The organism is Streptomyces sp. SP18CS02 (assembly GCF_036322365.1).
Lineage (GTDB): Bacteria > Actinomycetota > Actinomycetes > Streptomycetales > Streptomycetaceae > Streptomyces.
In genome coordinates, this window is record NZ_JAQYXC010000281.1 from 1 (window position 1) to 14,046 (window position 14,046).

The following is a 14,046-nucleotide window of genomic DNA, read 5'->3' on the forward strand; positions in this document are numbered from 1 at the left end:
CCGGCTCGACCCGGACGGCACGGTGCTGATCACCGGTGGCACCGGCGCCCTGGGGGCGCTCCTGGCCCGGCACCTCGTCACCGCGCACGGCGTACGCGGCCTGCTGCTGACCAGCCGTCGCGGCCCGGACGCCGAAGGCGCGGCCGAGCTCGCCGCCGCGCTGCGCGGACTCGGCGCCGACGTCACCGTCGCCGCCTGCGACGCCGCCGACCGCGACGCCCTGGCCGCGCTGCTGGCGGACATACCGGCGGAGCGCCCCCTGACGGCGGTCGTGCACGCCGCCGGCGCCCTGGACGACGGGGTGATCGGCGCCCTGACGCCCGAGCGCGTCGACCGGGCCATGCTGCCGAAGGCCGACGGTGCCTGGCACCTGCACGAGCTGACCGCCCACCTCGACCTGTCCGCCTTCGTCCTGTTCTCCTCGGCGGCCGGTCTCCTCGGCGCCCCCGGACAGGCCAACTACGCCGCCGCCAACGGTTTCCTGGACGCCCTCGCCGAGCACCGCCGCCACCGCGGTCTGCCGGCGCTCTCCCTGGCCTGGGGGTTGTGGGAGGGGACGTCCGGCATGGTCGCGGGCGTCGACGACCCCACCCGGCGGCGGCTCGCCGGGCTCGGCATGCGGCCGATCCCGGCCGACGAGGGCCTGGCGCTGTTCGACGCCGCCCTCGGCGGGACCCGGGCCGTGGTGGCGCCGCTCCACCTGGACCCGCGCAAGCTGTCCGGCGCGACCGCGACCGTACCCGCGCTGCTGCGGGGGCTGGCCCGTCCCGGACGCCGGCGCCGCCCGGCCGGACCGACGGCCGGGGGCGCGCCCCTCACCCCGTCCCAGCGACTCGCCGCGCTCCCCGGGACCGACCAGGTACGGGAGCTCACCGACCTCGTCCGGGCGGAGGCGGCGGCCATCCTCGGCTACGGGGGACCGGAGGAGGTGGGCGACGACCGCCCGTTCTCCGAGCTCGGCTTCGACTCGCTGGCCGCGATCGAACTGCGCAACCGGCTCGGCGCCGCCACGGACCTGCGGCTGCCCACGACGCTGGTGTTCGACCACCCCACCCCCGGCGACCTCGCCGCGCGGCTGCGGGCGCTGCTGCTGGGCACCCGGGCGCCGGCGGACGCGGCCGGCCCGCGGCCCGCGCCCTCCGCCGCCGGCGAGCCGATCGCGATCGTGGGCATGGCCTGCCGCTATCCGGGCGGCGTGGTGTCCCCGGAGGACCTGTGGGACCTCGTCCTGTCCGGGCGGGACGCCATCACCGAGATGCCCCGGGACCGGGGCTGGGACATCGACGGCCTCTACGACCCCGACGCCTCCGCGCGCGGCACGTTCTACACCCGCCACGGAGGGTTCCTCGACGGGGCGGCCGACTTCGACCCCGGGTTCTTCGGGATCAGCCCGCGCGAGGCCCTCGCGATGGACCCGCAGCAGCGGCTGTTCCTGGAGGTCTCCTGGGAGGTGTTCGAGCGGGCCGGGATCGACCCGTCCTCGATGCGCGGCAGCGACACCGGGGTCTTCGCCGGGGTGATGTACCACGACTACGGCTCATGGGCGAAGAGCGCGCCCGAGGACGTCGAGGGCTACCTCGGCTCCGGCACGGCGGGCAGCGTCGCCTCCGGGCGGGTGGCGTACGCGATGGGCCTCGAAGGCCCCGCCGTCACGGTCGACACCGCCTGCTCGTCCTCGCTCGTCGCGCTGCACCTGGCGGCGCAGGCCCTGCGCTCGGGCGAGTGCTCCATGGCGCTCGCGGGCGGCGCGACCGTCATGGCGACCCCGGGGCCGTTCGTCGAGTTCAGCCGGCAGCGGGGCCTGTCGGCCGACGGCCGGTGCAAGTCGTTCGCGGCCGGCGCCGACGGCACCGGCTGGGGCGAGGGCGTCGCCGTACTGCTGGTGGAACGGCTCTCGGACGCGCGCCGCAACGGGCACCCGGTGCTGGCCGTCGTACGGGGCAGCGCCGTCAACCAGGACGGCGCCAGCAACGGGATGACCGCGCCCAGCGGACCCGCGCAGCAGCGGGTCATCCGCCAGGCCCTCGCTGCAGCCGGACTGACGGCGCATCAGGTCGACGCGGTCGAGGCCCACGGCACGGGCACCACGCTGGGCGACCCGATCGAGGCACACGCGCTGCTGGCCACCTACGGCCAGGAGCGGACGGAGGACCGGCCGCTGCTGCTGGGCTCGCTCAAGTCGAACATCGGCCACTCCCAGGCCGCCGCGGGAGTCGGCGGCGTCATCAAGATGGTGCAGGCGATCCGGCACGGCACCCTGCCCCGTACCCTCCACGTCGACAGTCCGTCCCCCCACGTCGACTGGTCGTCCGGCGCCGTGCGGCTGCTGACCGAGGCCACGCCGTGGCCGGCCACCGGCCGGCCGCGCCGGGCCGGGGTGTCCTCCTTCGGCATCAGCGGCACCAACGCGCACGCCATCATCGAACAGGCCCCCGACCCCGACGAGCCGTCCGCGACCGAGCCGTCCGCCCCCGCGCCCGCCCCCGGGGCGGCACGGCCGGCCGGGACCCTGCCGTGGGTGCTGTCGGCCAGGACGGAGCAGGCCCTGCGCGAGCAGTCCCGCAGGCTGCTGGACCATGTGGCCGAACGGCCCGCCGTGGCCGACGCCGACATCGCCCTGAGCCTGGCGACGACCCGGTCCTCCTTCGCCCACCGCGCGGCCGTCGTGGCCCCGGACCGCGCGGGGCTGATGGCCGCGCTGGGGCGGCTCGCCGCCGGGGGGACGACGGGGCAGCCGGCCGGGCCGGGGGAGAGGGACCCGCACGGCGCCGCCGCCGACGTGATGACCGCTCGCGCCACCGACGGCAAGGTCGCCTTCCTCTTCAGCGGCCAGGGCAGCCAGCGCACCGGCATGGGCCGGGAACTCGCCGCCGCCGAACCGGTGTTCGCGGCCGCCCTGGAGGAGGTGTCCGCCCCCTTCGACGCCCTGCTCGACCGGCCGCTGCGCGATGTCCTGTTCGCCGCCGAGGGCAGCGAGGACGCCGCGCTGCTGCACCGGACCCAGTACACCCAGGCCGGGCTGTTCGCCATCCAGGTCGCGCTGGTGCGCACCCTGCGGGCGTGGGGCATACGACCGGACGTCCTGGCCGGGCACTCCGTCGGGGAACTCGCCGCCGCCCACGCGGCCGGCGTCCTCGGCCTGGCCGACGCCGCCACGCTGGTGGCGGCGCGGGGCCGGCTGATGCAGGCCATGCCGGCGCACGGCGCGATGGCCGCCGTACAGGCGCCGGAGGAGGAGGTCCTGCCGCTCCTGACGGACCGGGTCGCCCTCGCCGCCGTGAACGGGCCCTCCTCCGTCGTGGTCTCCGGGGACGCGGACGCCGTCGACGCGGTCGTCGCGCGTCTGTCGGCGGCGGGCCGCAGGACCCGGCGGCTGCGGGTGGGCCACGCGTTCCACTCCGCGCACATGGACGGCATGCTCGACGAGTTCCGGCGGATCGCCGGGGGGCTGACCTTCGACGAGCCGGTCCTCCCCGTCGTCTCCACGGTGACCGGCCTCCCGGCGACGGCGGCCGAACTCCGCTCACCGGAGTACTGGGCCCAACAGCTCCGCCGGCCGGTGCGCTTCCGCGACGCGGTCGCGCGGCTGGAGGCCGACGGTGTGACCGCCTTCGTCGAGCTGGGCCCGGACGCCACCCTCACCGCGCTGGTCCGCGACGGCCTGGCCGACCGGGAGCGCGCCGCCGTCGCGGTACTGCGCCCCGGTCCGCCCGAGCCGCGGGCCCTCACCGCCGCCGTCGCCGAACTGCACGTCCGGGGAGTGGCCGTGGACTGGGAAGCCGTCATGGGCGGCTCGGGCGCGCGGCGCGTGGTGCTGCCGACCTACGCCTTCCAGCGCGAGCGGTACTGGCTCGCGGCCGGTGCGGCCCCGGCGCACGACCGGCGGGAGCACCCCCTGCTGGGGCCGGCCGTGTCCGCCCCGGACGTCGAAGGCGCCGTGTTCACCGGCTCCCTCGACGCGCGGACCACGCCCTGGCTGACCGAGCACCGCGTCGGCGCGGCGGCGGTCCTGCCCGGGGCCGCCTTCGTCGAGATGGCGCTGCGCGCCGGCGCCGAGCTGGGCAGCCCGGCCGTCGAGGACCTCGTGCTGGAGGCCCCTCTCCCCGTCCCCGTCACCGGCCGCACCGAGCTCAGGCTCTCCGTGCGCGGACCGGACGAGCACGGCAGGCGGTCCTTCAGCGTCTTCGCCCGGCTGCCGGACACCCGGTCGGGCACGCCGTCGGACGCCCGGCCGGACGACGGGTGGACCCGCCACGCCGTCGGCACGCTCACCGCGGCCGGCCCCGAGCCGTCCGCCGCTCCCCCGCAGTGGCCGCCGGCCGGGGCGCGGCCCGTGGACCTCACCGACGGCTACGAACGGCTGGCCGACGCCGGACTCCCCTACGGCCCGGCCTTCCGGAACCTGCGCGCGCTCTGGCGCCTGGACCGGGAGCTCTTCGCCGACGTCGCGCTCGCGGAGCCCGACCCCGCCGCCGACGCGGGACGGTACGGTCTGCACCCGGCCCTGCTCGACGCGGCCCTGCACGCGCTGGGACTCGGCAGGGAGGACGGATCCGGCCGGACCGAGCTGCCCTTCTCCTGGCGCGGCGTCCGGCTCCACCGCACCGGCGCGCGGGCCCTGCGGGTACGGCTGCGCCTCGCCGAAGCCGGCGACGCGACCGCAGCGGATGCCGCAGCCGGCCGTGGTACGGAGACCGGCACCGGCACCGTGGCACTGGAGCTCGCCGACGACACCGGCGCCCCGGTCGCCTCGGTGGCGGCGCTGGCCCTGCGGCCCCTGGCCGCCCCGCCCGCGGCCCTCGACCGGTCGCTCCTGCGCGTCGACTGGACGCGCCCCGCCGATCCGTCCGCGGCCACGGCGCCGGTGACGGAGGCGTGGACGGTGCTGGGGCCGGCCGATGGGCCGGCCGCCCGGGCCCTGCGGGAGCACGGCGCCCGTGTCGCGCCGGCCGGGGACCTCGAAGCCCTCCCGGAGGGGGCCGGGAACGTCCTGGTACCCCTCCTCGGAGATCCGGCCGGAGCGCACGCACAGGCCGGCGGGACCGCGCGGGCCATGACGGAAGCCGCCGGCGCGGCCCTGGAGCTGGTGCGTTCCTGGCTCGCCGACCCGGGGCGGGACGCCTCCCGCCTCGTCGTGGTCACCAGGGGAGCGGTGGCCGCCTCGGCCACCGAGGACGTCCCCGACCTGGCCCACGCGGCGGTGTGGGGCCTGCTGCGGTCGGTGGCCTCCGAGCACCCGGGCAGGGTCGCGCTGGTCGACGTGGACGGCCGGGACGCATCGTGGCGGGCCCTCCCCGCGGCCGCGGCCCACGCCGTCACCTGCGCCGAGGCGCAGGTGACGGTGCGCGAGGGCGTGCTGCGGGTGCCCGGGCTGACCCACGCCGCGGCCTCCGGGACGTCCGCGGATCCCGCGTTCCGCCCCGACGGCACGGTGCTGGTCACCGGAGCGGCGGGCGCCCTCGGCCGGCTGACGGCCCGGCACCTGGTGGCCCGGCACGGCGTCCGGCACCTCCTGCTGGCGGGCCGCCGCGCCGACGACCCGCGTCTGGCGGCCCTGGCCGCCGAGGTGGAGCGGCTGGGCGGATCGGCGCAGGTCGCCGGCTGCGACATCGGCGACCGCGCCGCCGTCGCCGGTCTGCTCGCCACCGTCCCGGCGGAGCGTCCGCTGACCGCCGTGGTGCACTGCGCGGGCGTGCTGGACGACGGCGTCGTGGCGTCGCTGACGCCCGGACGTCTGGAACGCGTACTGCGGGCCAAGGCGGTGTCGGCCTGGCACCTGCACGAGCTGACCGCCCGTCTCGACCTGTCGGCGTTCGTGCTCTTCTCCTCCGCGGCGGGCACCCTGGGGGCGCCCGGTCAGGCCAACTACGCGGCCGCCAACGCCTTCCTGGACGCACTGGCCCAGCACCGCCGGGCGCGCGGGCTGGCGGCCCTCTCCCTGGCCTGGGGCCCCTGGGCCCCGGCGGACGAACCGGACGGGACCGAGGAGCCGGACCGCGCCCACGAGCCGGACCGGCGCGGCGGGATGACCGGTGAGGCGGAGCTGCGCAGGATGACGCGCGGCGGCCTCGTCCCCCTGACGTCCGAGCGGGGACTGGCCCTGTTCGACGCGGCGCTCGGGGCGCCCGAGCCCGTCCTCGTGCCGATGGGGACGGACCCCGGGCACCTGCGCGCGCTCGACGGCGGCCCGGCGCTTCCCCCGCTGCTGCGCGGCCTGGTGCGCCGGCCCCCGACCGGTGGCGCGGGGAGCGCGGCGGCCGCCCGGCCGTCCGACGCCCCGGCCGCCCGGCCCCTGGGGGAACTGCCCGCACCCGAACGGGCGCGGGCGCTCGCCTCATTCGTCCGCTCGTCGGTGGCGGCCGTGCTCGGCTTCCCTTCGACGGCGGCGATCGCCGAGGACGCCTCCTTCCTGGAGCTGGGCCTCGACTCGCTCACCGCGGTGGAGCTGCGCAACCGGCTGGACGCGGGCACGGGCCTGCGGCTGGCGGCCACCGTGGTGTTCGACCACCCCACGCTGCCGGCGCTCGTCGGTCACCTCGGTGAGGAGCTCGCGGCGGCCGCCCCCGACGGCCCGGCCGCGCCGGAGGCGGCCGCGCCGGAAACCGCCGCTGACGGTGTCGCGGCGCTGTTCCACCGGGCGCGGGCGGCGGGCCGTACGCCGGACGGGATCGAACTGCTCCGTGTGGCCTCCCGGTTCCTGCCCTCGTTCGGCGACGCCGACGGGGCGGGGGAGCGGCCCCGGCCGGTGCGGCTGGCCCGGGGCGGCGACGGCGGGACCGCGCTCGTCTGCTTCCCGGCCGTGGTCGCCCTGTCGGGTCCGCACCAGTACGCCAGGTTCGCCGCGGCCCTGCGCGGACGGCGCGAGGTGGTGGCGCTGCCGCAGCCGGGCTTCCGGCCCGGCGAGCGGCTGCCGGCGGACCTCGGCGCGGTGATCACGGCGCAGACCGAGGCCGTACGGCGGTACGCGGACGGCGCTCCCGTCGCCCTCGTCGGCTACTCCTCCGGCGGCTGGATCGCGCACGAGGTGGCTGCCCGGCTGGAACGCTCGGGGGAGGGGCCGCGAGCCGTCGTGCTGCTGGACACCTACCTCCAGAGCGAGACGGACGACCGCCTGGTCACCGCGTTCACGGAAGGACTGTTCGGCCGGCGCGGCGAGCGGGAGGCCGCCGACGCCCAGTCGCTGACCGCGATGGGCGCCTACTTCCGGGTGTTCGAGGAGTGGTCGCCCGGCGGGCTCACCGCCCCCACCCTCTTCCTCCGCGCCGCCGAAGCACTGCCCGGCACCGCGTCGCCCGCCGGCGCGGTATCCGCCGGGACACCGGCCGGGACCGGCCCGAAGATCCCCTGGGCACCCGCCGCCACGGTGCGGCGGACGCCAGGGGACCACTTCTCGATGCTGGAGGAGCACGCGGGTCCCGCCGCACAGACCGTCCACGCATGGCTCGCCCAGGCCGCGGAACATCCGCGCGCGGGCCGGACGTTTCCAGTGATGGAACAGGAATAGAAAATGGAGCTGACGAAATGACCGCGGTGACACCCGAGTTGATCGAGAAGGCGTACGTGGCCCTGGTCTCCTGCGACCGCGAGGAGGCGGTCAAGTACTGGTCCGAGGACGTCCGGTTCCAGGTCCCCGGACGGCACGCCGAAGCCGGCTGGCGTGTCGGCCTCGACGATCTCCTGGCGTTCCGTCGATCGTTGACCGCGGCGGCGGGCGGCAAGTTCGACGTCGAACTGGTCACCTCGATGATCAACGGGAACGAGTCGATGGATGTGGTGAAGGTGCACGCGGTCCGCCCCGGCGCCCCCGAGGGCAGCACCTCGCCCTACGACGTCCTGGACGCTGTCGGCGTGCAGGTGTTCCGCTGGTCGGACGGCCTGATCGTCGAGGGGATCGCCGGCTTCTTCGGAGACGGGTCGACCAACTACGACCAGTGGTGGTCGCCCCTGGGAGCGGATGGCGAACGCCGGGACCGCTGAACGCCGCCCGCCCGCCGGCCACGAGGCCGGCGGGCGGCCGGGGCCGGACCGACCGGCCATCACCTTGCGGCTCAAGAAGGGATGTTGAGGAGCCATGACGAGTACGCCCAGGGACACCGGGGCCTGGATCCGCCGCTTCCATCCGTCGGACGCCCCCGTCCGCCTGGTGTGCTTCCCCCACGCGGGAGGCGCGGCCACCTACTACCACCCCATGTCGATGAGGATGTCCGCCGAGATGGAGGTCCTCGCCGTCCAGTACCCGGGGCGGCAGGACAGGCGCACAGAGCCCTGTGTCGGCGACATGTCGAAACTCGCCGACCTGGTGGTGGAGGAGATCCGCCCGTGGACGGACCGTCCGCTGGCCTTCTTCGGCCACAGCATGGGCGCGGTCCTGGGATACGAGGTGGCGCGCCGGCTGGAGCGCGACGGCGTCCGGCTGCTGACGTTCTTCGCCTCGGGCCGCCGCGCTCCCTCGTGCGTACGCGCCGAGGACGTGCACCTGCGGGACGACGCCGGGCTCATCACCGAGGTCAAGAAGCTGAACGGCACGGACGACCGGCTCCTGGACGAGCCGGAGGTCGTGGAGATGCTGCTGCCGGCGCTGCGCAGCGACTACCAGGCGGTGGAGACGTACCGGTACGAACCGGGACCCGCGCTCGGCTGCCCGGTGGTCGTGCTCACCGGCGACCGGGACCCACAGGTGACCGCCGAGGAGGCGCGGGCATGGCGGGAGCACACCGACGGCTCCTTCGACCTGCGCACCTACCCCGGCGGGCACTTCTACCTCAACGCGCACGCCCCGTCCGTGATGGAGACGGTCGCCGCGCAGCTGCGCGACGTCCGCGCGGCGGCGCACCGGGCGGGTGAGGCATGAGCGGGGGCAGACTGCTGGCCATCAGCGACCTGCACGTCGCCTACACCGAGAACCGCAAGATCGTCGAGGGGCTGCGGCCCACGTCGGACGACGACTGGCTGCTCGTCGCCGGTGACGTCGGCGAGCTCTCCGAGGACATCGCCTGGGCTCTGTCCACTCTGAGCGACCGGTTCGCCAAGGTCGTCTGGGCGCCCGGCAACCACGAACTGTGGACCCCCCGTCAGGACCCGCTGCAACTGCGCGGGCAGGAGCGGTACGACCACCTCGTGGAGGTCTGCCGGGGCCTCGGCGTCCTCACCCCTGAGGACCCGTACGCCGTGTGGGACGGGCCAGGCGGGCCGGTCACCGTGGCACCGCTGTTCGTGCTGTACGACTACAGCTTCCGGGTGCCGGGCGCCGAGACCAAGGAGCAGTCGCTGGCCATGGCCCGGGAGAAGGGCGTGGTCTGCACGGACGAGTTCTTCCTGCACCCCGACCCCTATCCCGGCCGGGACGCGTGGTGCGACGCCCGCGTCGCCGAGACCGAGAGGCGCCTGGCGGCCTGCGACCCCGGCCTGCCCACGGTCCTCGTCAACCACTTCCCGCTGGTCCGCGACCCCACGAACATCCTCCACTACCCCGACTTCGCCCAGTGGTGCGGCACCGTGCAGACGGCGGACTGGCACCGCCGCTTCCGGGCCCGTGCCGTCGTCTACGGGCACCTGCACATTCCGCGTACCACCTGGTACGACGGCGTGCGCTTCGAAGAGGTGTCCGTCGGCTATCCGCGGGAGTGGCGCAGGCCCGGCCACCCCCGTACCGGGCTGCGCCAGATCCTGCCCGAGATCCCCCCGTCGGAGGCCCCCACCTCATGATCGAGCACATACTCCCCCACAGCGTCGCCGTGTCCGAGTCGTTCGACGACGTACCCGAGCCCGGTGTCCTCCACCCGGAGGAGGCCCGGCTCGTCGAGAACGCCGTGGAGACGCGGCGACGCGAGTTCACCACCGCCCGCTGGTGCGCCCGGCAGGCCCTCACCACGCTCGGCCTGCCCGCGGTGCCGATCCTGCCCGGCCGCCACGGCGCCCCCCAGTGGCCCGACGGGGTACTCGGCAGCATCACGCACTGTGCGGGCTACCGTGCCGCGGTGGTGGCCCGCGCGCCCGGGACGGTCATGCTCGGCATCGACGCCGAACCCGACGCCCCGCTCCCCGAGGGCGTCCTGGAGGCCATCGCGCTCCCCGACGAACAGCGGCTCGTGCGCAAGCTGCGCGACACGGTGCCCGAGGTGCACTGGGACCGGCTGCTGTTCAGCACCAAGGAGGCGGTCTACAAGAGCTGGTACCCCTTCACGGGGCAGCGCCTGGAGTTCGAGGACGCCGACATCTCCTTCGACCTGGACACCCGCGCGTTCACCGCGCGGATCCGGCTGCCGTACCGGCCGCCGGCCGGCGGCCCGGCGATCGACCGGCTCGAAGGCCGGTGGCTCGCGTCCAAGGGCCTGCTGGTCACCGCGATCGCGGTGACATCGGCTCGGCTGTCCGGCACCGGGGGCTGAACCCGGGAAGCGCCGCCCGCCCCCGTCCGGTGCGGCGGCCGCGGCGCCGCCCGTGCGGCCCGGGGCCCGGTCCGCCCCCCCGCTCACAGCGTCGCGGGGGTGGCCGCGCGGGCGGCGGGCTCGTCGGGTCCCGGAGCCGGCTCGGCCGGCGGCGCCACCGGCAGACGCAGGGAGGGGGCCAGCCCGCGCGGGGTGACCAGGCCCGTCTCGTAGGCGAGGACGACGGCCTGCGCGCGGCTGCCCAGGGCCAGCTTGGTCATCGTGCGGTTGAGGTGGGACTTCACCGTGGTCTCGCTGATGACCAGGCTCTCGGCGATCTCCGCGTTGGACAGGCCGCGCGCCGTCAGCCGGAGCACCTCGCGTTCACGCGTGGTGAGGACACCGAGCCGGGCCGGCGGCGGCGCGCCCGGGGCCGGATCGGTGCGCCGCACGTACGCCTCGATCAGCCGCCGCGAGACACTGGGCGCGAACGCGGTGTCACCGCGGGCGACAGCCGTGATCGCGGCGAGCAGCCGTTCGGGGTCCCCGCTCTTGAGCAGGAAGCCCGAGACGCCGGCCCGCAGCGCCGCGTGCACGTAGTGGTCGAGGTCGAACGAGGTCAGGATCAGGACGCGGGGCGGGGGGTCGCTCTGGCTCTGGGCGAGGATCCGCTCGGCCGCGGTGATCCCGTCCATACCGGGCATCCGGACGTCCATCAGCACCACATCGGGTGCCAGCTGGGCCGCGCGGGTCACCGCTTCCTCGCCGTACGACGCCTCGCCCACGACCCGCATTCCGGGTGTCGTGTGGAGCAGGGCCACGAGGCCGGCGCGTATGAGGAACTGGTCGTCCACGATGAGAACTCTGATGGGATCCGCGTCATCCGCGTCATCCGTGAATCGCGGTGGGACAGGCGTGCTCGGACTCATGGAGAAGCCTTTCCTTGACGACTGACTTCACGCATGGCCCCGCGCCTAGGACCTCTTCGACGCATGCAGCGTAGTGGCCACCTGTCACGTACACATCACACAATCGCGGGAGTCCCGGCTACCGCAGAAGTTGTAGGAAGCACGTCGCTCCACCCCTGGAACGACTTCAACTTCCAACGTACACAGGACGACCCGGAAAGCCGCCGCCCGTAGCGTTCTGGACGCGGAGAAGCGAACCTTTTGGAGGTCGTCGTGACGGACGAATTGTCGGACAGGCTCATCACGCTGGACCAAGCCGAGGAATTGGATGTGGGCGAGGTTCACGAGCTCTATCGGAAGTACGTGAACCGGAGCCAGGTCCGGCTCATGACGTCGTTCGGCTTCGGCCATGAACTGGCCGACCACGCCGAGGGAGTCCACATCCACACCCGGGACGGCCGGCGCATCCTGGATTTCACCGGAGGCGTCGGAGTCCTCAACCACGGCCACAATCACCCGCGGATCGTGGCCGCCCGGCAGCGCTTCCAGCAGGAGCGCCGTATGGAGGTCCACAAGACCTTCTTCTCGCCCTATCTGGCGGCCCTCGGCCATAACCTCGCGCAGATACTCCCCGGAGATCTGCGCATGTCCTTCCTTCCCAACTCGGGCGCGGAAGCCGTGGAAGGAGCCGTCAAGCTCGCCCACAAGTACCACGGCGGCAAGCGCGGCCGGATCCTGCGCTCCGACATCGGATTCCACGGCAAGCTGCTGGGATCGGGCGGTCTGACCGGCGGGGCCCAGAGCCATTTCCCGTTCCCCACCATTCCGGGCATCGTCACTTTCCGGTACGACGACCTGGATTCCGTACGCGACGCCGTCGCCGCCGCCCGCCGCGCCGACGGCCGCAGCGACGTGTACGCGCTACTCGTCGAACCGTTCAGCGCCTCCACCATGCGCTGGTGCTCCGAGGAATTCCTGCGGGGAGTGCGGGAGATCTGCACCGCCGAGGACATCGTCCTGATCTTCGACGAGATCTACACCGGCTGGGGCAAGACCGGCACCATGTTCCACTTCATGCGCCACCCCGGCCTGGTGCCCGACATCGTCACCACCTCGAAGTCGTTCGGCGGCGGCAAGTCCTCGGTCTCCGCGTTCGTCGCCCGCGAACCCGTGTTCCACAAGGCGTACGACAACATGACCGACGCCATGCTGCAGTCCACCAGCACCACCTACTACGGCTTCGGCGAGGAGACGGCCACCGCCATCGAGGCGATCGCCGTCGCCGTCGAGGACGACTTCCCCGGCCGGGCGCGCGCCATCGAACGCGTCCTCGCCCCCGGCCTCGAACGCATCCGCAAGGCCCACCCCGACCTGATCGCCGAGGTGCGCGGGGCGGGCGCGCTCTACGGGGTGTTCCTCTCGGGCGGCCCGCGCGTGCTGGACGTGCTGGCCAAACTCCCCACCGGCGGGCCGGCCAAGGACCCCCTGCTGCGTACGAAGATCGTGACCTCCGCGGTGGTCGACGCCCTCTACCGCAACCACGGCATCTACACCTACTACACCCTCAACGGCCGCAGCCCCCTGGTCGTCAGCCCACCCCTCGTCGCCGAACCCGCCGACGTGGAGACGTTCCTCGACGCGCTGGACGCCACGCTCTCCCAGGGCATGACCAAGCTCCTCACCCGGTTCGTCCGCGAACGGGTGAGCACCCTGTGGTGACCGACGGCCTGCCCACCCGCATCGCGGTCACGGGCGCCGCCGGGGTGCTCGGCGCCCACCTGGTCGCCCGGCTGCGGGCCGAGGGCCGCGAGGTCCACGCCCTGGACGTCCGCCCGCTGGCCCCCGCCCCTCGCCTCACCGCCTTCACCGGGGACATCCGCGACGGCCGGGCCGTCACCGAAGCGGTGAGGGGCGTCGACGCGCTGGTGCACTGCGCCTCCGCACTGCCCAGCTACCCGGCCGACCAGATCCGCTCCGTCGTCGTCGACGGGACCGCGAGCGTGCTGCGGGCCGCCGCGGCGGCCGGGATACCCCGGGTCGTCCACATCTCCTCGACGGCCGTGTACGGGCTGCCGCGACGGGTGCCCACACCCGAGGAGCACCCCCGCGAACCCGTCGACACCTACAGCGCCGCCAAGGCGGCGGCCGAGGAGATCGCCGAACGCCACCGCGCCGACGGGATGTGCCTGCCGGTGCTGCGGCCCAAGACCTTCCTCGGCCCCGGCCGCATGGGCCTGTTCGACATGCTCTTCCAGTGGGCCGAGGAAGGCCGTCACTTCCCCGTCCTCGGCCGCGGTGACGTACGCATCCAGATGCTCGGCCTCGACGACCTGGTCGACGCCGTGACCACCGTCCTGCGGGCACCGGGCGCCGTCGCCAACGACACGTACAACATCGGAGCCGCCGAGTTCGGCACCCTGCGCGAGGACTTCCAGAGCGTCCTCGACGCGGCAGGCCACGGCCGGCGCGTCGTCTCCGTCCCGGCCCGTCCCGCGGTCGCCGCCCTGCGCGCCCTGGAGCGCTCCCGCCTGTCGCCCGTCTACGGACGGCTCGTGTCCAAACTGCTCGCCGACTCGTACGTGAGCGTCGACAAGGCACGTGAACGGCTCGGCTTCGTCCCCCGGCTGTCCAACCGGGGCGCCATCCTCCAGACCTACGACTGGTGGCGCTCGCACCGGGGCGAGCGCACCGGCCGGGGAGGCGAGCGCACCAGCAACGAGCCCTGGCGGCAGGGCGCCCTCGGTCTGGCCAAGGTCTTCTTCTAGCCACCA

General features: G+C 74.8%; 8 protein-coding genes. 7 read left to right on the forward strand and 1 reads right to left on the reverse strand.

Translation table 11 applies throughout. The annotated features are described in order from the left end of the window. From PUR26_RS15130 to PUR26_RS15150, 5 genes are all read left to right on the forward strand, one after another. Positions 1 to 7,504: SDR family NAD(P)-dependent oxidoreductase (locus PUR26_RS15130; protein ID WP_443077082.1), on the forward strand; the 7,504-nt coding region annotated here is incomplete at its 5' end. A gap of 17 nt (positions 7,505 to 7,521) precedes the next feature. Further along, positions 7,522 to 7,977, forward strand: a complete 456-nt coding sequence (locus PUR26_RS15135; RefSeq protein WP_329872878.1) for a nuclear transport factor 2 family protein — start codon at positions 7,522 to 7,524, stop codon at positions 7,975 to 7,977. A gap of 94 nt (positions 7,978 to 8,071) precedes the next feature. After that, positions 8,072 to 8,851, forward strand: a complete 780-nt coding sequence (locus PUR26_RS15140; protein ID WP_329872879.1) for a thioesterase II family protein — start codon at positions 8,072 to 8,074, stop codon at positions 8,849 to 8,851. Then, positions 8,848 to 9,705: a metallophosphoesterase family protein gene (locus PUR26_RS15145; protein WP_329872880.1), complete on the forward strand. Its 858-nt coding sequence runs from the start codon at positions 8,848 to 8,850 to the stop codon at positions 9,703 to 9,705. The genes PUR26_RS15140 and PUR26_RS15145 overlap by 4 nt, the downstream gene beginning before the upstream one ends. After that, a complete protein-coding gene (locus tag PUR26_RS15150) occupies positions 9,702 to 10,388 on the forward strand; it encodes a 4'-phosphopantetheinyl transferase family protein (RefSeq protein WP_329872881.1) in 687 nt (228 codons plus the stop codon). The genes PUR26_RS15145 and PUR26_RS15150 overlap by 4 nt, the downstream gene beginning before the upstream one ends. Positions 10,389 to 10,471: 83 nt before the next feature. Here the strand turns inward: PUR26_RS15150 and PUR26_RS15155 are convergent, their stop codons facing one another. Next, entirely contained in the window at positions 10,472 to 11,296 is an 825-nt protein-coding gene (locus PUR26_RS15155) for a response regulator transcription factor (protein WP_329872882.1), read from the reverse strand. A gap of 252 nt (positions 11,297 to 11,548) precedes the next feature. On the opposite strand from PUR26_RS15155, the gene PUR26_RS15160 reads away from it, so the two are divergent. Both PUR26_RS15160 and PUR26_RS15165 read left to right on the forward strand, forming a co-directional pair. Continuing rightward, the gene (locus PUR26_RS15160) at positions 11,549 to 12,994 is read left to right on the forward strand and encodes an aspartate aminotransferase family protein (RefSeq protein WP_329872883.1); all 1,446 of its coding nucleotides are present in this window, start codon (positions 11,549 to 11,551) and stop codon (positions 12,992 to 12,994) included. Beyond that, a complete protein-coding gene (locus tag PUR26_RS15165) occupies positions 12,988 to 14,040 on the forward strand; it encodes an NAD-dependent epimerase/dehydratase family protein (RefSeq protein ID WP_329872884.1) in 1,053 nt (350 codons plus the stop codon). Before PUR26_RS15160 ends, PUR26_RS15165 begins: the two co-directional genes overlap by 7 nt. The last annotated feature ends 6 nt before the right edge of the window (positions 14,041 to 14,046 follow it).

Bases quoted from the DNA above. Each gene is read 5' to 3' on its own strand.
- PUR26_RS15155 (WP_329872882.1), bottom strand. From the start codon at position 11,296: ATGAGTCCGAGCACGCCTGTCCCACCGCGATTCACGGATGACGCGGAT.
- PUR26_RS15140 (WP_329872879.1), top strand. From the start codon at position 8,072: ATGACGAGTACGCCCAGGGACACCGGGGCCTGGATCCGCCGCTTCCAT.
- PUR26_RS15135 (WP_329872878.1), top strand. From the start codon at position 7,522: ATGACCGCGGTGACACCCGAGTTGATCGAGAAGGCGTACGTGGCCCTG.
- PUR26_RS15145 (WP_329872880.1), top strand. From the start codon at position 8,848: ATGAGCGGGGGCAGACTGCTGGCCATCAGCGACCTGCACGTCGCCTAC.
- PUR26_RS15150 (WP_329872881.1), top strand. From the start codon at position 9,702: ATGATCGAGCACATACTCCCCCACAGCGTCGCCGTGTCCGAGTCGTTC.